This is a genomic window from Anaerococcus sp. Marseille-P9784 (assembly GCF_902500265.1).
GTDB lineage: Bacteria > Bacillota > Clostridia > Tissierellales > Peptoniphilaceae > Anaerococcus.
This window is the reverse complement of sequence record NZ_CABVOZ010000002.1, coordinates 209,700-231,646: the sequence shown is the minus strand read 5'-3', so window position 1 is coordinate 231,646 and position 21,947 is coordinate 209,700. Positions and strand designations below refer to the sequence as shown.

Below are 21,947 nucleotides of genomic sequence, written 5' to 3'. Positions count from 1 at the left end.
ACACAATGGCAAAGAAAGAATATTACCTTTATGCCAAAGGAAAAGCTGTACCTGTAAGCGAAGAAGTCTACAAAGCCTACTGGAAGATAACAGAGCATGAAAAGTATCTCCAAAGAAAAGATTGGAAGCATAATGTAATACCATTTTCGGCACTGGATCATGATGGACACTTTGTAGATAACATCATAGATGAAAAAATAGACTTAGAAAAAATTGTAGAAGTAAAAATGCAAATTTAAGAACTTCATAGAGCATTAAATACTCTCACAAAAGAAGAAAGAGAGTTAATGGAAGCCATCTTCTACAAAGAAGAAAGTCTAAGGTCAATCAGCAGAAGAGAGAAAGTTACACATCAAGCAATCAGTGGGAGGAGGGATAGGATTTTAGAAAAACTGAAAAAAATTTTAGAAGATAAAATCTAAAAACTTGGAAAGGTTAAGTGTCAAAAAAAGGTGCTTAACCTTTCTTTATGGAAACAAGCAGATACCAAAACGGAGGAATTAAAAATGAAGAAAGAAAACACATTACAGGAAGTACAGGAACAAATTTTTGAACTTCAGGAAGAAAGAGAAAAGTGCGATGTAAAGCTGAAACAATTACAAAATCAAGGCAAGAAATTAGAAAAACTTGCAAATGAAAAAGAACGAAAAAGAAGAAATCACAGGCTTATACAAAGAGGCTTGATAGTAGAAAGAGTAATTAAAAATCCTCTAATATTTACCAATGAGGAGATAGAAAAGCTGTTAAACATCTCTACTCACACAGAAGAATACAGACAAGCCTATGAAGAAATGATAAATGGGAAAGATATGGAAGATAAAACAGACATCGAGTAGACAGAATAAAAAAACTTAGTTTTTTCAGAAGCTCCCTGCAAGGGCAAAAAGCTTCGCAGAACGCAAAGCACCCTTTAGGGTGTATAATTGCGCCCTTAGAAAATCTAAGGGATTTTAGCAAGTCTTTGAAAATCCAAAACTTAATAAAAATATACGGATAAAGCAGATAGGAAAAGATACAAAAAATAACCTGTCTGCTTTTTTCTTTACCTGAAAACAAACAATAAACGAAAGGAGCTTATGAAGATGGCAGAAACATTTCACTTTAATATTTCCATGATAAGCAGAGGAAAAAGTAAATCGGCAGTTGTAAGTGCAGCATATATCTCTTGTGAGAAAATCAAAAATGAATGGGACGGAGAAGTTCACGATTACCATAATAAAAAGGGACTTTTACATTCAGAAATTTTCTTGCCGGAGCATGTGCCAAAAGAATTTAAAGACAGAAGTTATTTATGGAACTCAGTAGAGTTAAATGAAAAAGCAAGCAATGCACAGCTTGCAAGAAACTTCATTATCGCCTTACCGAAAGAATTATCCTTTGAAGAAAACAAGAAACTCATTACCGACTTTATACAGGAAAATTTTGTATCAAAAGGAATGATAGCAGACCTTGCTATTCATGATGGAAATGATGAAGAAAATAACAATATCCATGCACATATTATGACTACCCTCAGACCAATCAATGAAAAAGGAGAGTGGCAGGCAAAAAGCAAAAAAGAATATGTACTTGATGAAAAGGGAGAAAAGATAAAACTAAAAAGCGGAAACTATAAAACAAGAAAAATAGAACTGACAGACTGGAACAATAAAGGCAACGCAGAGAAATGGAGAAAGAATTTTGCAAGCCTTTGTAATCAGTATTTAGAAAAAAATCATCAGGAAAAGAGAGTGGATCATCGCTCCTACAAAAGACAAGGGATAGAAGAAATCCCAACCATTCACATGGGAGCAAGTGCAAGTGCCTTAGAGAAAAAAGGAATAGAAACCGACAAAGGAAACATCAACAGAGAAATCAAAAAGCATAATTCCTTAGTAAAAGCCATCAAGAACAAGATAAAAGAGATCACTTCATGGATAGATGGGTTACTTGGAAATCTGCAAGCAAAATACGATGAGTATAAACAGACCAAGAAAGATGAACTGGAGAACAAAGCAGAACTCTTTAACCTTTATGAATATATTTCTATCTACAACGAAATACAGGGAGAAAAAATAAAAAATCTATCCTACTATGGACAGATAAAAAAGGGAAATGTAGACCTAAAGAGATTTGTAAAAGCAATCTACTATTTGAAAGATAATCATCTTCAAACAATAGCAGACTTACAAGGAAAAGTCTTTGAACTTGCAAAACAAAGTAAAAAGATAAGTGGTGATATTCAAGAAAAAACACAAAGAATAAAAGACTTAAATCGTTGCTTTATTTGTGCAGACATCATCAAAGAAAATAAGGCGGTATATCAGGAATATAAAGATAAAACTTTTCTTAAAGATAAATTTTACAATTCACATAAAGATGAAATTGAAAATTACAAAAAAGCAAGAAAGACTATAGAAAAATTTACTGGAACATCAGCTATAAAGTCGAGTGATTGGCAGAAAGGAATATCAAGCCTTGAAAGTCAGATACAAGACTTAACCAAAAATAAAGCTAAAGTACAAGATGAATTTAAGCAGATAGACCATATCAAATATGCAGTAAAGATTGTCAATGATGAGTATGGAATAGATTTATCCATAGAGATAGACAAGGCAATTAAGAGAGGAGATAAACCAAGTGTAATTGCACAACTGAAAAAATTCCAAGAGCAAGAGGAAATAAAGGGGCAGTACAAACAAAAAGCCAAGGAAAAGGCTAAAGAAAATTATAAAAATAAAGGGGAGGAAAGATAAAAATGGCAGACAACAGAAGATACTATTGGTTAAAATTGAAAGAAGATTTTTTTACAGATAAGAGAATCAAAAGGCTAAGAAAAATATCAGGAGGAGATACATATACAATCATTTACCTCAAATTGCTTTTACTTAGCTTAAAAGATAGTGGGAAGCTGTATTATGACGGAGTAGAAACAGACTTTATCAAGGAGCTTGCATTAACGATTGATGAAACGGAAGATGATGTAATGGTTACAGTAAATTATCTTGTATCACAAGGATTGATGGAGATAATCACAGAAAATGACGAGTATTTTTTAACAGAAATCCCAAGTCTTATAGGTTCAGAAACAGCGTCTACAAGGCGTTCGAGGAAATCAAGAGGACAAAAAGTGTTGCAATGCAACACTGATGCAACACCTTGCAACCTTTTGCAACAAAACTGCAACGTAGATATAGAGATAGATAAAGAGATAGATATAGAATTAGAAAAAGAGGGGGAGAAAGAAAAAATATCCCCCTCCCTTTATGGAGAATATAAAAATGTTTCTTTAACTGATGAAGAATATGGAAAATTAAAGGATAAAATGCAAGGTCATAGGGATAAAATGATAGAGAAGCTGTCAACCTATATGCAAAGCACGGGAAGAAACTATAAAGATCATTATGCGACCTTAGTTCATTGGTACGAACAAGACAAAGGGAAATTAAAAGAAAGCCATAAATCAAAAATATATACCCTTGAAGATTATGACAAGGGGGAACACCTGTAGACCTCGTATAAGACGGAGGAAAGGCTTTTTAAGAGTGTTAATAATAAAATAGGTATCAGACTATAGCAAAGTGTAAAATAGGGCTTAAAATTGCAGTATGGAAAAAATATCGTATTTATGATAAGATGATAATGATATGGTAATAAACTCAGTTATAAGGAGAGGATATATAAATGCGAATTCAATTTACTGTAACCGATGAAGAACTTGAAATTTTAACTAAAAAAGCAATAGAGGGAGGTTTTCCAAGCGTTACTGAATATTGTAAGTGTAGCAGTTTACAAGAAAATACAAGCTATGCTGACCTATATACTACCTTATTAAACAAAATTAGCTCTTTACCGAAAGGCAAAGAATTTGTTTTAAGAGAGTTAATCGCAACACCGCCGGCATTGATTGGCAGATGGTTTTATGAAAATGTCAATAAGAGACTTGTAAAAAATGTGGAACACATTGGAAAAGCTGAAGGCGGAGTAGAAAAATATAAAAGAATTTAGATAATGTTGGAGGGGCATTTCATGGCAGATGAAAACAGAGAAATTGTAGTGATAGATGAAACTACAATGAAAAGCAAGATTTACTATATACGAGGTCAAAAGGTTATGCTTGACTTTGAACTTGCTGAAATATATGGGTATGAAACAAAAACATTTAATCAGCAAGTTAAGAATAACATAGAAAAATTTGATGAAGATTTTAGATTTCAACTTACCAAAAATGAATGGGAATTTTTGAGGTCAAAATTTTTGACCTCAAAATCAGATGAAGGTTCAGGCGGTAGAAGATATATGCCTTATGCCTTTACAGAACAAGGTATTTATATGCTGATGACTGTATTAAGAGGAGAACTTGCTGTCAAGCAAAGCAAGGCTTTAATACGAATGTTTAAGCAGATGAAAGATTTTATAGTTGAAAACCAAGACTTTATCACCTCGAAAGAATTATTACAAATAGCAGTACAGACAAACCAAAATACAAAGGATATAGCAACAATAAACAATAAAATTAGTACTTTAGCTACAAAAGAAGATTTGAAAAAGGTTATGGATAATTTTATAGATCCGGACACATACAAGCATTTCCTTTTAATGAACGGAGATAAGATTGAAGCAGATGTTGCCTATACAAAAATATATAAGTCTGCAAAGAAAAGTATTTATGTGATAGATAACTATATAGGGCTAAAAACATTAGAACTTCTTAGGGCTGCAAAAGACAATGTTGAAATTATAGTCTTTAGCGACAATGTAAAAAACAAGGATATGCTGACAAAAAATATCCTAAACGATTTTAGAAAAGATTACCCTAATATCAGACTGAAGATGAAAATTGCAGGTAAAAAATATCACGATAGGTATATTGCTATTGACTATGGAACAGAAAATGAAGCCTTTTATCTTTGCGGAGCATCATCAAAAGATGCAGGAAATAAAATATCAAGTATTACAAAGATAGAGGAATCTTCCAAGGATATGTATCATACGATGTTTGGCGGAATGCTGAACAATAAGGATTTGAAAATTTAATATGTAAATGGCAAAGCGTTATTAAATGAATAGCTACAAGACTTGTGAAAGGCGGTAGAAATAAAACTCTATCGTCTTTTTTTGATTGCAACTAACAGGAGGGAAACTAATATGCACGAAAATAAAAATGAACATAATACAGGAACAAAGACCATAAAGAAGATTGGAAAGGCAACTTATGAGGTTGTTGTCCATTTTAATGAAAATGCGACTGAAACCATGCAAGATAAATTGAAAAGGATAATGCTTAGAGAAATGGAGAGGGAAAAACATCAAAAAGACGATAAAAATGATTAGAAAGTCCTTGACAAGTTGTTACAGGAAAAACTGCAAAGTCAATTTTAATATCATGTGGAGCAAGACTTGCACCTTTTGATATAAGAGAACTTAGAGAACTAATGAGCGAAGATGAATTAGAGCTCGATAAAATTGGAGATAGAAAAACTGCTTTATTCGTAATAATATCAGATACAGATGATACCTTTAACTTTGTAGTTTCAATAATGTATTCTCAATTATTTAATCTACTATGTGATAAGGCAGATGATGTGTATGGTGGAAGACTTCCTGTTCATGTTAGGTGTCTACTTGATGAGTTTGCAAATATCGGTTTGATTCCTAAATTTGAAAAATTGATTGCAACAATTCGTTCAAGAGAAATATCAGCAAGTATAATACTGCAAGCGCAATCTCAATTAAAAGCAATTTACAAAGACCATGCAGATACAATAGTTGGTAACTGCGACTCAACACTTTTCTTAGGAGGAAAAGAAAAAACAACAGTAAAAGAGTTATCAGAAACCTTAGGAAAAGAAACCATAGACCTATATAACACATCAGAAACAAGATCCAACCAAAAATCTTTTGGCTTAAATTACCAAAAGACTGGGAAGGAACTTATGAGCCAAGATGAAATAACTGTAATGGATGGTGGTAAGTGTATATATCAGCTAAGAGGAGTAAGACCTTTCTTGTCTGATAAATTTGATATTACAAAGCATAAGAATTATAAGTTATTGGAAGATTATGATAAGAAAAACTTGTTTGATGTAGAAGAGTATTTAACAAATAGAGATAAGGTAAGGTTAAAATCAAGTTATAAGATAAATAGGTTAAACATTTGATTTTATGGAGAAAGTAAAATGTGTGAAAATAGAAAATCATCTTTAATTATATTAAATATAAATGGGGAGCAGTTTATTCTGGAAAGTGATACAGAACTCACAAGGGATAAGAAAAATTATATTGAAGCAATATGTGAGACAATGTACGATGAAAGTAATGAATGGTATGAAGATATATATGATATGTCCCCATATGATGTAGCTGAGCTATTTGAAAAAACAGTAAAGGACCAAGTAGGAATAACTGTTACATTTAAAGCGATAGACCTTGAAGTATCAATTTTAGAAGACTAGAAATAAGGTATTAATGAGCGATAGAAATTAAAAACTCTATCGTCTTTTTTTATACTCAAAATTAGGAGGTAAAAATGGTAAGGATAAGAAGTCCCACTTAAACAATTTAATATATAAAGCATTTAGCGATTGAAATATAATTTCAGTCGCTTTTTTAATTGAAATTTATAGATTAAGGAGAAGAAATTAATGGATAGAGAAATGATAAATATTAATGCAAATTTAGTTAAGGAAGCTGAATTTTCAGAATTTGAAAAAGATGGAGAAAGTGTTCAAGTAGCAAATTTTGCTCTTGTAAAAAAATATGGAAAAGGCAAAGAATATACAAATTGCTCAGTATATGGAGAAAAGGTAGAAATTGCAAAAGAATTTGAAAAAGGAGATCTAATCCATGTCTTTGGATATTTCAAAGAAAACAAAAAAGGAGATAAGGTCTACAAGAATTTTATAGTTAAATCATTAAATAAAATAGAAAATAAGAAAGAAAACGAGGAGGAATAATATGGAATTTTTTACAGCTGGAGTTGGAGTTTTAAAGACACTTGTAACTGCAATTGGTGCAGGTTTAGGAGCATGGGGAGTTATTAACTTAATGGAAGGTTATGGTAATGATAACCGTGCGACACGTTCATAAGTGAAAAGCTTATGCACTAAGTCGAAGGACTGAAAGTTCAAAACTTAGGAGAACTGGCAATCTGATAGGTAGAATGACGGGGTAACGCCCTGAAATGCCTACACTGATACTCCGATTGGCAATGAATATTAGACTATTTCATTGTCAAAAGCTCGGTGAAGTCGGCAGAGAGTAGCCGTAAGACTGATATTAACATCAGATACGAAAGCTGTCCAGAGGTGGACGGTGCTACCTATATGTCGGGTGTCGAATACGCATGGTGAGAATGTGTATACCAAAGCACTGACGTACTTCCGAATGTAAGGGTCTAAACGTTTGAATTTGCCTAACGGCAATTCCCATCAAAGATGGGGTGTTTGTGGATGAGTAAGAATGGTTGTTATGAAAATCCATATATCGTTACAGGCGATATGGTGAAAACTAAACACAGGCTTAGAGGAAGAACCTAAACGTATTCAATGATAAGATTGTCGGAACGTGGTAAGCCAAGAACACGGAAGCAGTCTAATGCTAAAGAAGTGTTGAATGGGAAAATGACTGTAAAAACAGCATATAACCGTTCTTTATCTTGGTGAAAGCGGTGGCACAGTACCTATGAAGCGAAAATAATAAGTTCGTGGAGGGATAGCCACCAGTCACAGGAAAGTACAAGAACTGAAATTAAGACAAACACAGCTTCGAGTATGACAAAGAAAATCAAATCCGAAAGGAGATGGTGACTGTGTCCACTTCGAAACAAACACTGAAACAAAGCAAAATCCGTTATACGGAATACTATGACTTGCAAAAAGTCCTTGATGATTTATATGAAGATAGCAGTAAGAATAAAGTATTTTCAAATTTAATGGAGTTGATAACTTCAAGAGAAAATATAAAACTTGCCTATCGCAGTATCAAAGGGAACAAAGGCAGTCATACAGCCGGAGTAGATGGCAGAACAATAAAACATCTATCAAGGCTAAATGAAGAAGAATACATTTCTCTCATACAAAAACAGTTTCATTGGTATAAGCCACGCCCTGTAAAGAGAGTGGAGATACTAAAGCCTAATGGGAAAATAAGACCTTTAGGAATACCGACTATTGTAGACAGAATTGTACAACAATGTATCTTGCAAATATTAGAGCCGATATGTGAAGCCAAGTTTCATGACAGCTCCTATGGGTTTCGACCTAACAGGAGTACGGAACACGCTATTGCAGAATGTGCAAGACTAATGCAGATACAGCACTTACACTATGTAGTCGATATTGATATACAAGGATTTTTTGATAACGTATATCATGCAAAGCTCATAAGGCAGCTTTGGAATTTAGGAATCCATGACAAAAAGTTACTTTGTATCATTAAGGAAATGCTTAAAGCAGACATAGTTATGCCCGATAAAAAGGTAATTACACCAACAAAGGGAACACCACAAGGCGGAATATTATCACCGCTACTATCTAATGTAGTCTTGAACGAATTAGATTGGTGGGTTTCATCTCAATGGCTGACAATGCCCACGCATTATCCATATAAACAGAGAACGAACAGTCAAGGAACAGAGATAAAAAGCCATACTTACAGAGCTTTAAGAACAAGCAACCTAAAAGAAATATATATTGTAAGGTATGCTGATGATTTTAAGATATTTTGCCGTAATTACTACGATGCAAAAAGAACCTATCAGGCAGTTACAAAATGGTTGCAAGACAGATTAAAACTAAATGTAAGTGAAGAAAAATCTAAAATAACAAATCTAAAACAAAGGTATTCGGAGTTCTTAGGTTTCAAGCTGAAGGTTAAACCAAAAGGCAAAAAGTTTGTTGTACAGTCGCATATAAGTGATAAGGCACTGAAAAATGCAAAAGAAAATATTTCTAAATGTGTGGCGGATATAAAAAGACCTGCAAACGAAAAGGAACAGTACAAAGCAATAGCCAAGTATAATGCCACTGTTTCAGGCTTGCATAATTACTACCAAATAGCAACAAATGTAAGTTTGGACTTTGCTAAAATAGCCTTTCACATTAAAAAGCAGATGAACAACAGACTTGATATTAAAACCAGTGGAACGCTAAACAAAGGATTTATCAAAGAAAAATATGGAAAAAGTAAACAGCTTCGCTTCCTTAATGGACATCCGCTAATTCCAGTTGGATATATTAGGACAAAGGACGCAAAACACAAGAAAAAGGTTGTAAATAAATACACTGTAAAGGGCAGAGCTTTTATTCATAAAAATCTGCAAATTGATGTAGATACACTTGTTTGGTTGATGAGACATCCTGTACTTGATAAGAGTATAGAGTTTGCAGACAACAGAATCTCGCTCTTTGCAGCTCAATATGGCAGATGTGGGGTAACAGGTGTAAAACTTACACCAAATGATATACATTGCCATCACAAGATACCGCTTGAACAAGGCGGTACAGACAGTTATAGCAACTTAATTCTTGTTACAGAAGCAGTTCATATACTTATCCATGCAACAAAAGAAGATACAATCCAAAAATATATAAAAGAGCTTGGCTTAACGGTCAAGCAGATCGAGAAATGTAATAAGCTTAGAAAAATGGCAGGATTGCCACTAATTTAGAAAAAAATAATTTGTTACGAAGTGTGTAAGTCTTAGTTAAAACGTGAAAATCTTTCTTGTGATGGAACGCCGTGTGCGGTGAAAGTCGCATGCACGGTGTGAAGTGGGGGAAAATCCGGAGATAACATCAAAGGATTACCTATCACTATCTGGTGCTAAATCTCAAGGTATTAAGCAATTTATGGCAAAATAAGGACGGAATAACACAACAAATTCTCTAAAATAAATCACTAAATCAATGTAAGATTGAATGAAATCAATATTTATGCTATAATTAAATAAATCTAATGAACATAAAAAGAGGGATATTATGGCACTTAACTATAAACCATTATGGATACAGTTAGCAAAAAAAGGTTTAAAGAAAACTGATGTAATAGCTATGGCAGGGCTTACAACAAATGTTATGGCACAAATGGGCAAGGATAAACCAATTACATTTAAGAATTTAGAAAGAATATGTAAGGCTCTATCTTGCACTCCTAATGATATTATTAGTTTTGAAGATGAATTTGAACAAGAGATTTAAATTCTTATAGTTCTTTACACTTGATTTACAAGGGATCAAAGAAAATCTTAATAAAGGTTTCTAAAATTTTATTGAAATAATGTATAATTTGTGATAGCTTACTTACAATTTTAGAATTGTAATCTTTATATAGGGTGTTTTTATATCTTGTCAATGATTTTGTAAATATCTTTTAGATTGGAATCCAAAGTTTTGTGAGTAATTTATTTGAGAATTTACAAAACTTCTTAATACATGGCCTGTATGTGTATAATTACATTGACAAGAAGACATCTGTGATTATAGATTTTAAACAACTATATAAATTGTAAAAAAGTATAGCACTAATACTAGCAAGAAAATTTATACGAATTTAGTTGACACAACTAAGAAAAATTGCTCCCATTTACGAAATGGTTTATACTTCAAGAGAGGAGGTAAACTAAATTGATGAAAACACTTGGTATGTTAACAATCATCTGCTTAACAGCATCAATTATGATGATGAATTTTATACTTATTATACCGAAATTTGGCTCGAAGCATTTCGGCGCACCTGATGATATCAAAGTTATGATGAGTAAGTTGCCAGATAAACCGATTTGGGTCAATATAATCGGCGGACTTATCATGATACTTGGATTGCTAGCCATTGCAGCCGTTCTAGGCTGGGCAATTGTTGATACAGTAAAATTTAGTTTAACTTTTCAGCAAGCCTTTGTTAGATTTTTAATACTATTTGAAGGATATAAGCTTTTTGATATTATCTTTTTTGATTATCTCATGCTTACCAAGTTAAAATTGCCGACTAAAGTTTACCCAGAGACGGTTGGTGCTAAGGGTTATGATAATTTTGGTTTTAATGGGAAAAGTCAGATTGCAAAAATTATAATCTTCTTTTTCGTGAGCCTAATTTTGGCATATTTACTGACCGTTTTGGTTTAACTAGAAATTCATAACTTATAATGTTCAATTCGACTTCTTGGCTATTTGTTTTAAGGGGCTGTAGCTTAAAAAAACCAATTATCAGAAATAGATATAAGCCATGAACAGTTATATGAAGATGGGTTAGAGTGAAATATAAACGAAAGAAACTTCAATCTAATGAATGTGAGCATATCTTAAAAACAAGACAAGAACCATTCCTATACAAATATCTATACATGCAAATTCATATAAGATAAAGGCGTATAAAAAAATTAGTTTAATCACAACAATCACAATTTAAATTGTAATGGTCGCAAGCTAAATGACGAACCTCACTAGGAAGTTTTCCCTTGTATCTTTTGTAATAAATGGAGAATTTGCTATGGGATGAGTATCCTACAGATTCAGCAATTTTATTTATAGGTAGTTCGGTATTTAAGAGAAGAGTCTCAGCTACATTCATTCTTTTTCTTTGGGTGTATTCTGTAATGCTTTGTCCATATTTTTCTTTGAACAAATTTTTTAATTTTGTTCCGCTCATTTTAGATATTTTTTCAAGAGTTTCCTGATTTACATTCATGGCGAAATGATCATCTAAAAATCTGGCTACATCTTCAAGTGCTTTATTATCATCAGATTCAATTTTATATTTTTTTCTATTTAAGTAGGTATCTATTACTATGCTTATCCACTCATTTGCCTTGGCTTTAAAGAAAAAATCAGCGGCAGGAGCGTCCATCTTACAATTTAATATTTCCATTGCCACTTTTTCTAAGGATTTTGTAAGAATTATTTGATTCGGTTGAAGTAAAGCTGAATAAAATGATTCTGGATTAATGTTAATAGATGCTAAATGTTTTTCTATTAGCTCTTTTTTAAAACCAATGGAAACAGCAAGATAACAACAATTCTCGTGTAATAAAAAAACAAAATCGTCTCTTATATTATCAAAATCAAAAGTACATAAAGAGTTTGCGGTAATAGTTTGATACGGATTAAACTTTTCTCCATTTGCGCTGACAATGTAACTAGAATAAATTGAAACATAGTCTGACATACTATAAGTGCTATTTTGAACTACTTCCTCTTTGATATAAAAATCATGTATATCGATAATAAATCCATCTCCTTCATAAAACCAATATAGGCCTTCTGCATAGGTTGAATCCTCTTTTTTCCAACAAAAAGTGTGGCCTGCACTTGAATACTTCTTATTATTTTTACATTCATCTACTTTCATATATTCTTTTACAAAATCGTAATATGCCATAATACACCTATCCCTTTTAGACAATATTCCAATTAGACTTATTAATTCAAAACTATTGTATTAGTAATTATAACCAATGTATAATAGAAAAGCAATGATAATTATTATCAACTAAGTAAATTTATATCTAAAAGGGATATCAAGGAAAGGAGATATGATTATGAAGATTTACAAAAAACTATTTGCTTATGTACAGGATAAAAAATATCTTGGGGTTTTAGCTATAGTTTTTTCTGCTATATCTGCTCTACTTACGGTATATGGATATTATTTAATCTACAAATTTCTAGATAAGTTAATAATTAATTCAAATTTATCCGGTGCAGAGAGCTTAGCATTAAAATCTGTTATAACACTAACAAGTGGAGCGATATTTTATTTTGTTTCAGGAATGTTTTCACACATCTTGGGATTTAGGCTTGAAACAAATTTGAGGAAAAGGGGAATCGATGGTCTGGAAAAAGCTAGTTTTAGGTTCTTCGACCTAAATCCATCTGGTCAAATAAGAAAGATTATAGATGACAATGCAGCACAGACTCATCAGGTGGTAGCGCACATGATACCCGATAGTTCTCAGGCAATAGTTACACCTATACTTGTCCTTGTGCTAGGCTTTATAGTAAGCATAAGAGTTGGTATCACTTTGCTTGCTCTTACAATAATTGGTGGCTTAATTATAGGGGCAATGATGGGCGAGCAAAAATTTATGAAGATATACCAAGAAGCGCTATCTAAATTAAGTGCAGAGACTGTTGAATACGTTAGAGGAATGCAGGTTGTAAAAATATTTAGAGCAAATGTCGAATCATTTAAAAGCTTTTATAAGGCGATAAAAGATTACTCAAAGTATGCTTATGATTATTCATTATCTTGTAAAAAACCTTATGTTTTGTATCAATGGCTATTTTTTGGACTGATTGCAATTTTAATCATTCCAATAGTTTATTTTATTGCTAGCTTAGCTAGCGCCAAAGTAATTTTACTTGAGCTTATCATGATTTTATTTTTATCGGGAGTTCTCTTTGTTTCATTTATGAGAATGATGTGGTACTCTATGTACATTTCTCAAGGCAATTATGCAGTAGATACTTTAGAGGCACTTTATGAAGATATGCAAAAAGACAAATTAGTGCATGGTAATGTCAATAATTTTAAAAACTATAATATAGACTTTGAGAATGTTAGCTTTGCTTATAACGATAAAGCTGTCATTGAAAATTTATCCTTTAAATTAGAAGAAGGAAAGTCCTATGCACTAGTCGGTTCATCTGGATCAGGCAAATCAACTGTAGCAAAACTTATATCAGGTTTTTACAATGTTAATGAAGGAAACATAAAGATAGGTGGGATTCCAATAAGTGAATATTCTGACGAAGCCTTAATTAAAGCTATTTCCTTTGTTTTTCAAGATTCAAAATTATTCAAGAAAAGCATTTATGAAAATGTAGCCTTAGCTAATAAAGAAGCGACGAAAGATGACGTTATGAGAGCCTTAAAATTAGCAGGATGCGATTTGATATTAGACAAATTCCCAGAAAGAGAAAATACAATCATAGGCTCAAAGGGAGTTTATTTATCTGGTGGAGAAAAACAAAGAATTGCAATTGCCAGGGCAATTTTAAAGGATTCCAAAATTATTATTATGGATGAAGCATCAGCATCAATTGACCCAGATAACGAGTTTGAACTACAAAAAGCTTTCAAAAATCTTATGAAAGATAAAACAGTTATCATGATTGCTCACAGGCTATCAACAATTAAAGACCTTGATGAAATTATTGTGATGGATAGTGGAAAAATTATAGAAAGAGGCTCTGACAAAGAATTAATGTCAAGAGATACAAGGTATAAGAGATTGCAAGAGCTCTTTAACAGTGCGAATGAATGGAGGGTTTCAAATGAAGGAGTTTTATAAAAAAAGATTTGCTCTTACAGATAAAGGAGCGAGAAATTTAAGTAAAGCAACACTGGCTTCATTTTTCGTTTATTGTATAAACATGCTTCCAGCGATATTACTAATGATTTTTGCTCAGGAAGTTTTGGAAAATATTGGTAGAAGCAAGGGATTTTATATAGCATTCTCAGCCTTGACCTTAATAGCAATGTATATTTTGCTTTCTATCGAATACGATAAATTATACAGCACAACATATCAAGAAAGTGCAGATTTAAGAATAAGGACAGCAGAAAATTTATCAAAATTACCTCTATCATACTTTTCTAAGCATGATATTTCAGACCTAGCGCAGACAATCATGTCTGATATTGAAGGTATAGAGCATGCAATGAGCCATTCAATACCAAAAGTGGGCGGTATGGCACTCTTCTTCCCACTAATATCCATTATGATGCTAGTGAGCAATGTCAAGATGGGCTTAGCTGTAATTATTCCATCTCTTTTAAGCTTTATATTTATACCACTATCTAAAAAACATTCAGTTAAGGGAGAGAAAGAATATTATAGGGTCTTAAGAGAAAACTCTGAAAGCTTTCAAGAAAATATCGAGATGCAAATGGAGATTAAAGCCTATGGCTTATCAGAGGAAATGAAAGAAAAGCTCTATGAAAAAATGGATAAAAGTGAAAAAGTGCACTTAAAGACAGAGATAGTAAATATTTTAACTATGTCACTTTCATCAATTTTTAGCTTTATATCTCTTGCTGTAGTAATATTTGTTGGCGTAAATCTAATTATTAATAAAGAGATAAGTTCTCTATACCTTGTAGGATATTTATTAGCTGCTATGAAGATAAAAGACTCTCTCGATGCATCTAAAGAGGGCTTGATGGAAATATTTTATTTAACGCCAAAGATTGAAAGACTAAAAGAAATCCAAAATCAAGATTTACAAGAAGGCGAAGACTATAATTTGAAAAAATTTGATATTGATCTAAAAGACGTTGAATTTGCCTACAATAAAGACGCAAAAGTTTTAAATGGTGTAAGCTTTAAAGCTAAGCAGGGAGAGGTCACTGCTTTGGTAGGTGCAAGCGGATGCGGCAAAACAACTATTTTGAAACTTATATCAAGACTTTATGATTATGACAATGGAGAAATCCTAATCGACGGCAAAGATATAAAAGAAATATCAACAGAATCTCTTTTTGATAAGGTCTCAATAGTTTTCCAAGATGTGGTTCTCTTTAATCAAAGCGTTATGGAAAACATTAGACTTGGTAAGCAAGATGCAAGTGACGAAGAGGTTAAAAGAGCAGCGAAACTTGCAAACTGCACAGATTTTATAGAAAAAATGGATAAGGGTTTCGATACAGTTATTGGTGAGAACGGTGCTGAACTATCAGGTGGAGAAAGACAAAGGTTATCAATAGCCAGAGCCTTCTTAAAAGATGCACCGATATTGATCTTAGATGAGATAGCAGCAAGCCTTGATGTTGACAACGAGAAAAAGATTCAAGAGTCTTTAAATAATTTGATTAAAGATAAAACAGTTGTAATCATTTCACACAGAATGAAATCCATAGAAAATGCTGACAAGATAGTAGTTCTTGAAAACGGAAAAGTAGAAAGTGAAGGTAAGCATGAAGAGCTTTTACAAAAATCAAAAGTTTACAAGAATTTAATAGAAAAAACAAAAATGGCAGAAGAATTTATTTATTAGGAGGACAGAAGCAAAGACTTGCAATAGCATCTGTTATGTGGAAGGATTCTCCGTTTGTCTATTTCGAAGAACCCAAAAGTGTTATGGATTATTCCAATATGATAAAAATATCGGCAGTCTTCGGACTGCCTTTAACTTTTTGCTTAGTTTAACGCAGCAAATCATATAATTGAAAGAAATCAGCGTTATATGCTATAATTAAATTGATAATCAATATCATCCGAGTGTAAGGAGGCGTTTAATTATGAATTTATACAAGAGTATATTAATTGGTCTTTTGGGTTCATTTCTAATGTTTTTGGGAGACATGACTCTATATTATGATTCAAAGGATTACGATGGCAAGGATACTATAAATAGTATTATTGGCATAATGAAAAGTGTCAGCATAAAAAGATTATATATTGGTGGTCTTTTAGGTCCAATATGTGCCTTTATATATTGTATTGGATTTTTCCATATTGTTTTGAGCATACAAGAAGAGTATTTAAATCTTGCTAGGTTTGTATTTTTAATAAATATTTTTGGCATGATATTAGGGGGCACTTATCACATTCAATGTGCCTACTTAGGTCTTTTATCAAGGCACGAAAACAAAGGAGCTTTTGATGAATTTTTAAAATTTTTAAAACTCCAAGCAAAAATAGTTTTTTCTATTATGGCTTTAGCAAACATAGGATTAACTTTGGTAATTTTATTTGGATACACAGTATTTCCAAGATGGCAAGTCTTATTTACACCTATATTTCTTTTGCTTTTTACTCCTCTTACTGGAAGATTACCAAAGGGACTGCACATGATTATCCGCGGAGGTTGGTTTAACATAATATATTTTATTTACTACCTAACCTTATTGATACACTGTACTAATATGAATTTATAAGTTATATAGTCAAAGACAAAATTATTATTTTAGTAGACAAGGGAAATTTTATATAATTTATTATTTAAAGGAGAAAATTTTATGAAACAAGTAAATTTTATGGATGACGATAAAACAAAGGTTGACTACAAAAATTGGGTTCCCCAAAGCTTGTTAAAGAATTTAATATTTGCAAGCCTTGTAGCTTTTATCCTATTTATAGCCTTTGGTGTCAGTGATTTTGTATTTAGTGGAAGAACTCGTCTAATATGTGCCCTTATTCTTGGGCTTGTAACGTTGATACTTATTTTCTTTGCAAGCTGGATGAGATTTTTATATAGGGCTTTTGATTACAATGGAAAAAGAAAGCTTGCCAAAATAATTATAGAAAGGACTGCCGATTATGTAAAAATTCCAGATGATGGTCTGGGATTAGATGTAGGATGTGGTAGCGGTGCACTTACCATAGCTTGTGCAAAGAAAAATCCAAAGGCGACTATGGTGGGCTGCGACATATGGAGCGGTTCATATAAAAGTGAATTTTCTAAAAGACTCTGTGAAAATAATGCAAAATTAGAGGGAATAGAAAATGTGAGATTTGAAGAGGGCAATGCTGTAAAACTTCCCTTTAGGGATGAGAGTTTTGATGCAGTGACAAGCAACTACGTTTATCACAATATAACGGGGGAAAATAAACAAAAACTTTTACTGGAAACATTACGTGTACTTAAAAAGGGTGGAGTTTTTGTTATTCATGATTTGATGAGTAGATCAAGATATGGAGATATGAATAAATTTATGGAAGAGCTGAAAAAAGATGGCTTCGAAGATGTGCAATTAATTGATACAACAAAGGGTCTTTTTATGAGTCACAAAGAATCTTTATTCCTTGGACTTTCTGGCTCAGCTCTTCTTATTGGGAGAAAATAAAATTGTATATAAATTAGTATAAAAATTTTAGAAAATTGATGAGGTATGCAAGATGAAATACAATGGTTTTTATTTTTGGCTATTTAAAAGGCCGATGAAAAAAGTTCTTATAGAAAAGTATGGCAAAGTATATGCTTCGGATATTATTAGAAAGAGCAAAGGTGTCTATAGAGATTTGGTTGAGAATATGGATGATATCGGCAATGACAATCCAATGGCATACAATGAGATGTTCGCTCTTGTATTTGTTGCGCCATATTTAGCAAGCGAAAAAGAAATTGCACCAGAGACCATCCAGGAAATGATGCGTCGCTCTCTGTATTATGTCAAATGGTTTTTTTCATTAACTAATCTAAATACTAGGAGAGGAAAAGAGGCTAATAAGAAAAATATAGTTAAGTATTATAAATGGTATACAGAGGAAAAAGAAAAGCTATATCCTACGTCATTTAAAGTTGATTTTGTGGGTGAACCATATGAGGGCGCTTGTTATTACAGAATTACTCGTTGTCCTATTTGTACATACACTAAAAAGCTTGGGGTAGATGAATTAATGCCGCTATTCTGTGAACTTGATGAGCTTATGATAAGCCTTCAACATGGAGTACTTCACAGAAAAGGGACCATAGCAAATGGAGCAGATTATTGTGATTATTTTATTACAGGCGATAAAGAATGAAGAAGTTACAAGTATAAGTATTGGTAAAAACTTATAAAATTGTGATTATTTGAGTATCAGTCGGAGGTGTGAAATGAGCGTTACATATAAAATTGCATCGGCAATAGTAAGACTTGCCGGTGTCAAAAAAATGTTTTTAAAGAACAAGGAAGAGATGCTAGAGTACGCAAAGAAAGAAAACGCAAAGGCGGTATTTGATTTAGATAAGGCAAGGAAGAGAGCCGAGAGAAAAAAATACTATCTCATTGTAAGAGACGTAATGGGTTACAGGCTCCTTTCATATCAAAAAAATAAGAGTCATGCAGAGGAAGCAGTCCTACATTTCTTCGGCGGAGGAATGATTACACCACCGGACAAATTGGATTTTGCTTTGGCAGAAAGAATAATGGAAAAAACCGGCAAAGATGTTTGGTTTTTATTTTATCCCCTTTGCTCTGAAGATGTAAAGGTGGATAAAACCTATGAAGTATGTTTTGAAGCCTATAGGTTGATGACCCAAACTTATAAGGCGGAGAACATAAGTGTCCTCGGATTTTCATCAGGTGCTGGTTTAGCCCTTGGAATTTTTTTACATAATAATGCATTAGGCAGACCTTTACCAATGGCTGGGAAAATAATTTCAATATCTCCTGGTGGACTTCCAGATGTAAGTCTTGAGGAAAATAAAGAAATATGGGAAAAATTAAATGCCCTTAACCATAAAGACATAATGATTGAACCTAGCTATTTTAAAACTGCAAGGGAAATCGTAAAGGGAGATGAAGACTTACCTGAATATATGTTAGACGGAACAAAGGGAGATTTTTCAGATTTTCCAAAAACTTACTTTTATTACGGCGAAAATGAATGCCTTTATGCTTTTGCAGAATACTTTAAAAAGGCAATGGAAAAATACAAGGCTCCATATAAAATCATTGTGGGTGAAGGAATGTGCCACTGTTATCCACTTTTAAGATTTTTTAGAGAAGGAAGAAATGCACAAGATGAAATTATTGAATTGTTAAAACAATATTAGAGAAGAAAATGAAATCGGAAGAATTTAAAATGCCTTCATTTGGAGTTGGACCTATATATGTAATTACTTGTTTAATTCTTACAATATTAGGAATATGCCTTCATATTAAGGGATACCTATATCAAGGTGAACTAAGTAAAGGGAAAATTATATTTATTATATAAGGAATTCTCTTTATAATGCTCGGACTATATTTATGGATATAAGCGGTTATATTTCAGAAAATAAATAAAAAAGTTAAAGAGAATAAATTGATTACGACTGGAGTATACAGCATTGTAAGAAATCCCGTCTATTCAGCATTTTTATTTATATTTACAGCTATACTTTTATTTACATCAAACTGTATTTTGTTAATACTGCCATTAGTTTTTTGGGCTTTCTTAACAATATTAATGAAAAACACAGAAGAAAAATGGTTAAAAAATGAATTTGGCAAAGAATATGAAGAATATTTAAAAGAAGTAAACAGAGTAATACCATGGCCCAGAAAAAAATAAGGAAGTGATTGATATGGAAGTGATTAATATAGAAATTCGAAAAATTTTAAGATCAGATTTAGAAGAATTAGCAAAGTTAATGGTAGCTGTCTATAATGCTCCACCTTGGAATAATAAGTGGACAGAAGAAACAGCCTTGGAATCCTTAAGCGATATTTTAGGTTTCCCTAAATTTTTTGGCAATGTGATTGTTGATAGAAATAAAATAATTGGTGCAATAATTGGTCACATAAGAAGATATTCTACTGAATCAACATTTTACATTGATGAGTTTTTTGTTTCTGAAAAATATAGAGGGACTGGTTTAGCAAAAGAACTTTACCAAACGAGTATAAAACAATTGAAGCAAAGAGATATAAGTGGTGCATTTTTTACTACTTTAAAAAATTCGCGAGCCTATAATTTTTATGTAAAAGAAGGTGCTTGGGATTTGGAAGATTCCGCTTGTTTTTACCATAAATTCTAAAAACATTAATTCACCTATTTTAAAAATAGGTGCCAACTTATGGATTTCGTGTCACAATAGTGATAGAGGCAAATAGTTATGTAAATATAAGGAGTTCAAGACTTTTACTAAAGTTTAAAACTCAAAAAACAAATATTTGATGTGCTGCTTAGAGTATCTAATTTAATAATGTGAACGTGAAATAAAAAGAGATAAGAAAAAGAAGAATACAAGGATGAGTATCAATAAAAATGCAATTTTAGGAAAGAAGCATGGGGCAAGGATTTATGTCAAAAATAGAATCTAAAATGCAAGAAAAAGTCATGTCTTTACTGTTTCGTGGGAAAGAAATATTTAAGCCATTAAATACAGGGCATATTGATGAGAGAGTAAGTTGCCTTAGAGAATATGTTGCCAATATTTATTTTTATAAAAAAGACGATTACACGATTATGATAGACGCAGGTTATAATTATGATAGGTTAGTAGAAAAAATGAAGTGGCTTGATATCGATCCGAAAGATATTCAGGAAATTTTAATTACCCACCAAGACACAGACCATGTGGGAGCTATTGAAAAAGGCAGTGATGGATTGTTTAGCGAATCCACTATATATATTGGGAAAATCGAAAATGAATATTTAGAAGGTCGTAAAAAGCGTAAAGTATTTGGCGGATTAGTTAAACTGCCACAAGTTCACATGGAAAATAAAAAAATATTAGTTGATGATGGGCAGGTTTTCTATATAGGGAATATTAAGATAGAAGCATTTCTTGTACCAGGGCATACTTGGGGACATCTTGTATATTTGATTGATGATGCATATTTATTTACAGGTGACACGATTTGGTTTGGAGCAGATGGTGGCTACGCATTTTTGAACATTCTTGCAGAAGATAAAAAATTACAAATTAAATCTCTTAAAAAGTTAGAGGAAACACTTAAAAAGAGAAATTTAAAGTTAAAAATTATAACAGGACATACGGGCTGGACTGATGATATAGATTTTGCTTTTTCTCATACAGATGAGATCTGCAATGGGTTAAAAAGGAAACCCAAAGTCCATGACCTCAAGGCACCCTATGATGGCTATGATGAAAAAGACGATACAGAAGACAAGGCAAGGAATGTTTTACTGGAAAGATGTTAAACAGATATGCTTACGGGAAACAAACTACTAATCTAAGAATTTAGACAATGAAAAATAATAATTCTGTCGCCTTTTTTTACTTCAAATAAAGGAGGCAAGAATGAATTTTGATTTTTTCACTCAAGACCCCAAAGAAGAATAAAGAATCTTCAGCTAAACTAAAAGATAGATTAAAAGATTATGATTTAAAATATGTTTGTACAGGACATAGCGGAATGCATCCTTATTCTGAAAAAGATTTTTGAACATATTGATAAGAGTGCAAGCTTTGGTAAGAAAAATTCATTACACAAGGATGGAGAGTACAATCTTTTTGATAAAAAAACAAAACCTGATTATAGAAATTGGGTTCCTATAAGTTTACTTAAGAATGTAATAGGAGGGACTATAA

Annotated in this window: 21 protein-coding genes and 5 pseudogenes; 25 read left to right on the top strand and 1 reads right to left on the bottom strand. The window is 32.3% G+C overall.

What is annotated here, in order from left to right; genetic code table 11:
- The first annotated feature begins 5 nt into the window (after positions 1 to 5).
- From GAN53_RS04980 to GAN53_RS04915, 14 genes and pseudogenes are all read left to right on the top strand, one after another.
- A pseudogene (locus GAN53_RS04980) lies at positions 6 to 422 on the top strand (sigma-70 family RNA polymerase sigma factor).
- 84 nt (positions 423 to 506) lie between these two features.
- A complete protein-coding gene (locus GAN53_RS04975; protein ID WP_019192822.1) occupies positions 507 to 836 on the top strand; it encodes a DUF3847 domain-containing protein in 330 nt (109 codons plus the stop codon).
- Positions 837 to 1,082: 246 nt separating this feature from the next.
- Positions 1,083 to 2,735, top strand: a complete 1,653-nt coding sequence (gene mobQ / locus GAN53_RS04970) for a MobQ family relaxase (RefSeq protein WP_151409835.1) — start codon at positions 1,083 to 1,085, stop codon at positions 2,733 to 2,735.
- 2 nt (positions 2,736 to 2,737) lie between these two features.
- The gene (locus tag GAN53_RS04965; RefSeq protein WP_151409834.1) at positions 2,738 to 3,490 is read left to right on the top strand and encodes a phage replisome organizer N-terminal domain-containing protein; all 753 of its coding nucleotides are present in this window, start codon (positions 2,738 to 2,740) and stop codon (positions 3,488 to 3,490) included.
- 173 nt (positions 3,491 to 3,663) lie between these two features.
- Positions 3,664 to 3,987 (top strand): hypothetical protein, encoded by a 324-nt coding sequence (locus tag GAN53_RS04960; protein ID WP_001222545.1) that lies wholly within the window; start codon positions 3,664 to 3,666, stop codon positions 3,985 to 3,987.
- Positions 3,988 to 4,008: 21 nt separating this feature from the next.
- Positions 4,009 to 5,016 (top strand): ORF6N domain-containing protein, encoded by a 1,008-nt coding sequence (locus tag GAN53_RS04955; protein WP_019192819.1) that lies wholly within the window; start codon positions 4,009 to 4,011, stop codon positions 5,014 to 5,016.
- A 111-nt stretch (positions 5,017 to 5,127) separates the two neighbouring features.
- The gene (locus tag GAN53_RS04950) at positions 5,128 to 5,313 is read left to right on the top strand and encodes a transposon-encoded TnpW family protein (protein WP_008902105.1); all 186 of its coding nucleotides are present in this window, start codon (positions 5,128 to 5,130) and stop codon (positions 5,311 to 5,313) included.
- Positions 5,314 to 5,324: 11 nt separating this feature from the next.
- Positions 5,325 to 6,140 (top strand): annotated as a pseudogene (locus GAN53_RS04945) (VirD4-like conjugal transfer protein, CD1115 family); the annotation flags it as partial.
- A gap of 18 nt (positions 6,141 to 6,158) precedes the next feature.
- Positions 6,159 to 6,434, top strand: a complete 276-nt coding sequence (locus GAN53_RS04940; protein WP_151409832.1) for a hypothetical protein — start codon at positions 6,159 to 6,161, stop codon at positions 6,432 to 6,434.
- Positions 6,435 to 6,623: 189 nt separating this feature from the next.
- Positions 6,624 to 6,935 (top strand): single-stranded DNA-binding protein, encoded by a 312-nt coding sequence (locus tag GAN53_RS04935; protein WP_000373440.1) that lies wholly within the window; start codon positions 6,624 to 6,626, stop codon positions 6,933 to 6,935.
- A 1-nt stretch (position 6,936) separates the two neighbouring features.
- Positions 6,937 to 7,065, top strand: a pseudogene (locus tag GAN53_RS04930) (Maff2 family mobile element protein); the annotation flags it as partial.
- A gap of 724 nt (positions 7,066 to 7,789) precedes the next feature.
- Positions 7,790 to 9,649, top strand: a complete 1,860-nt coding sequence (ltrA, locus tag GAN53_RS04925; RefSeq protein WP_151409831.1) for a group II intron reverse transcriptase/maturase — start codon at positions 7,790 to 7,792, stop codon at positions 9,647 to 9,649.
- 310 nt (positions 9,650 to 9,959) lie between these two features.
- Positions 9,960 to 10,178: a helix-turn-helix domain-containing protein gene (locus GAN53_RS04920; protein ID WP_004830100.1), complete on the top strand. Its 219-nt coding sequence runs from the start codon at positions 9,960 to 9,962 to the stop codon at positions 10,176 to 10,178.
- A gap of 429 nt (positions 10,179 to 10,607) precedes the next feature.
- On the top strand, positions 10,608 to 11,102 hold the full coding sequence (locus GAN53_RS04915; RefSeq protein ID WP_019132833.1) for a hypothetical protein: 495 nt from the start codon (positions 10,608 to 10,610) through the stop codon (positions 11,100 to 11,102).
- Positions 11,103 to 11,361: 259 nt separating this feature from the next.
- Here the strand turns inward: GAN53_RS04915 and GAN53_RS04910 are convergent, their stop codons facing one another.
- Positions 11,362 to 12,354 carry a helix-turn-helix domain-containing protein gene (locus GAN53_RS04910; protein ID WP_151409830.1) on the bottom strand — a complete coding sequence of 331 codons (993 nt, stop codon included), beginning with the start codon at positions 12,352 to 12,354 and terminating at the stop codon, positions 11,362 to 11,364.
- Positions 12,355 to 12,514: 160 nt separating this feature from the next.
- Here GAN53_RS04910 and GAN53_RS04905 point away from each other — a divergent pair, with 160 nt between their 5' ends.
- The 11 genes and pseudogenes from GAN53_RS04905 (at position 12,515) to GAN53_RS09755 (ending at position 21,801) form a co-directional block, all read left to right on the top strand.
- Positions 12,515 to 14,269 (top strand): ABC transporter ATP-binding protein, encoded by a 1,755-nt coding sequence (locus tag GAN53_RS04905; RefSeq protein WP_192574094.1) that lies wholly within the window; start codon positions 12,515 to 12,517, stop codon positions 14,267 to 14,269.
- Complete coding sequence (locus tag GAN53_RS04900) at positions 14,253 to 15,974, top strand: ABC transporter ATP-binding protein (RefSeq protein ID WP_151409828.1); 1,722 nt, start codon at positions 14,253 to 14,255, stop codon at positions 15,972 to 15,974. The genes GAN53_RS04905 and GAN53_RS04900 overlap by 17 nt, the downstream gene beginning before the upstream one ends.
- Positions 15,968 to 16,087, top strand: a pseudogene (locus tag GAN53_RS09965) (ABC transporter ATP-binding protein); the annotation flags it as partial. The gene GAN53_RS04900 and the pseudogene GAN53_RS09965, both read left to right, overlap by 7 nt.
- 131 nt (positions 16,088 to 16,218) lie before the next feature.
- The gene (locus GAN53_RS04890) at positions 16,219 to 16,857 is read left to right on the top strand and encodes a DUF6796 family protein (RefSeq protein ID WP_151409827.1); all 639 of its coding nucleotides are present in this window, start codon (positions 16,219 to 16,221) and stop codon (positions 16,855 to 16,857) included.
- Positions 16,858 to 16,938: 81 nt separating this feature from the next.
- Positions 16,939 to 17,766: a class I SAM-dependent methyltransferase gene (locus GAN53_RS04885; RefSeq protein ID WP_099320451.1), complete on the top strand. Its 828-nt coding sequence runs from the start codon at positions 16,939 to 16,941 to the stop codon at positions 17,764 to 17,766.
- 52 nt (positions 17,767 to 17,818) lie between these two features.
- Complete coding sequence (locus GAN53_RS04880) at positions 17,819 to 18,445, top strand: L-2-amino-thiazoline-4-carboxylic acid hydrolase (protein ID WP_151409826.1); 627 nt, start codon at positions 17,819 to 17,821, stop codon at positions 18,443 to 18,445.
- Positions 18,446 to 18,518: 73 nt separating this feature from the next.
- Positions 18,519 to 19,460 carry an alpha/beta hydrolase gene (locus tag GAN53_RS04875; RefSeq protein ID WP_151409825.1) on the top strand — a complete coding sequence of 314 codons (942 nt, stop codon included), beginning with the start codon at positions 18,519 to 18,521 and terminating at the stop codon, positions 19,458 to 19,460.
- Positions 19,461 to 19,468: 8 nt separating this feature from the next.
- Positions 19,469 to 19,960, top strand: a pseudogene (locus tag GAN53_RS04870) (methyltransferase family protein).
- A gap of 13 nt (positions 19,961 to 19,973) precedes the next feature.
- Positions 19,974 to 20,426 carry a GNAT family N-acetyltransferase gene (locus tag GAN53_RS04865; RefSeq protein WP_225791827.1) on the top strand — a complete coding sequence of 151 codons (453 nt, stop codon included), beginning with the start codon at positions 19,974 to 19,976 and terminating at the stop codon, positions 20,424 to 20,426.
- Positions 20,427 to 20,692: 266 nt separating this feature from the next.
- Complete coding sequence (locus GAN53_RS04855) at positions 20,693 to 21,556, top strand: MBL fold metallo-hydrolase (protein ID WP_151409824.1); 864 nt, start codon at positions 20,693 to 20,695, stop codon at positions 21,554 to 21,556.
- A gap of 107 nt (positions 21,557 to 21,663) precedes the next feature.
- Positions 21,664 to 21,801, top strand: coding sequence for a hypothetical protein (locus tag GAN53_RS09755; protein WP_192574100.1), 138 nt, complete (start codon positions 21,664 to 21,666; stop codon positions 21,799 to 21,801).
- The last annotated feature ends 146 nt before the right edge of the window (positions 21,802 to 21,947 follow it).

Bases quoted from the DNA above. Each gene is read 5' to 3' on its own strand.
- GAN53_RS04975 (WP_019192822.1), top strand. From the start codon at position 507: ATGAAGAAAGAAAACACATTACAGGAAGTACAGGAACAAATTTTTGAA.
- mobQ (WP_151409835.1), top strand. From the start codon at position 1,083: ATGGCAGAAACATTTCACTTTAATATTTCCATGATAAGCAGAGGAAAA.
- GAN53_RS04965 (WP_151409834.1), top strand. From the start codon at position 2,738: ATGGCAGACAACAGAAGATACTATTGGTTAAAATTGAAAGAAGATTTT.
- GAN53_RS04960 (WP_001222545.1), top strand. From the start codon at position 3,664: ATGCGAATTCAATTTACTGTAACCGATGAAGAACTTGAAATTTTAACT.
- GAN53_RS04955 (WP_019192819.1), top strand. From the start codon at position 4,009: ATGGCAGATGAAAACAGAGAAATTGTAGTGATAGATGAAACTACAATG.
- GAN53_RS04950 (WP_008902105.1), top strand. From the start codon at position 5,128: ATGCACGAAAATAAAAATGAACATAATACAGGAACAAAGACCATAAAG.
- GAN53_RS04940 (WP_151409832.1), top strand. From the start codon at position 6,159: ATGTGTGAAAATAGAAAATCATCTTTAATTATATTAAATATAAATGGG.
- GAN53_RS04935 (WP_000373440.1), top strand. From the start codon at position 6,624: ATGGATAGAGAAATGATAAATATTAATGCAAATTTAGTTAAGGAAGCT.
- GAN53_RS04920 (WP_004830100.1), top strand. From the start codon at position 9,960: ATGGCACTTAACTATAAACCATTATGGATACAGTTAGCAAAAAAAGGT.
- GAN53_RS04915 (WP_019132833.1), top strand. From the start codon at position 10,608: ATGAAAACACTTGGTATGTTAACAATCATCTGCTTAACAGCATCAATT.
- GAN53_RS04910 (WP_151409830.1), bottom strand. From the start codon at position 12,354: ATGGCATATTACGATTTTGTAAAAGAATATATGAAAGTAGATGAATGT.
- GAN53_RS04905 (WP_192574094.1), top strand. From the start codon at position 12,515: ATGAAGATTTACAAAAAACTATTTGCTTATGTACAGGATAAAAAATAT.
- GAN53_RS04900 (WP_151409828.1), top strand. From the start codon at position 14,253: ATGAAGGAGTTTTATAAAAAAAGATTTGCTCTTACAGATAAAGGAGCG.
- GAN53_RS04890 (WP_151409827.1), top strand. From the start codon at position 16,219: ATGAATTTATACAAGAGTATATTAATTGGTCTTTTGGGTTCATTTCTA.
- GAN53_RS04885 (WP_099320451.1), top strand. From the start codon at position 16,939: ATGAAACAAGTAAATTTTATGGATGACGATAAAACAAAGGTTGACTAC.
- GAN53_RS04880 (WP_151409826.1), top strand. From the start codon at position 17,819: ATGAAATACAATGGTTTTTATTTTTGGCTATTTAAAAGGCCGATGAAA.
- GAN53_RS04875 (WP_151409825.1), top strand. From the start codon at position 18,519: ATGAGCGTTACATATAAAATTGCATCGGCAATAGTAAGACTTGCCGGT.
- GAN53_RS04865 (WP_225791827.1), top strand. From the start codon at position 19,974: ATGGAAGTGATTAATATAGAAATTCGAAAAATTTTAAGATCAGATTTA.
- GAN53_RS04855 (WP_151409824.1), top strand. From the start codon at position 20,693: ATGTCAAAAATAGAATCTAAAATGCAAGAAAAAGTCATGTCTTTACTG.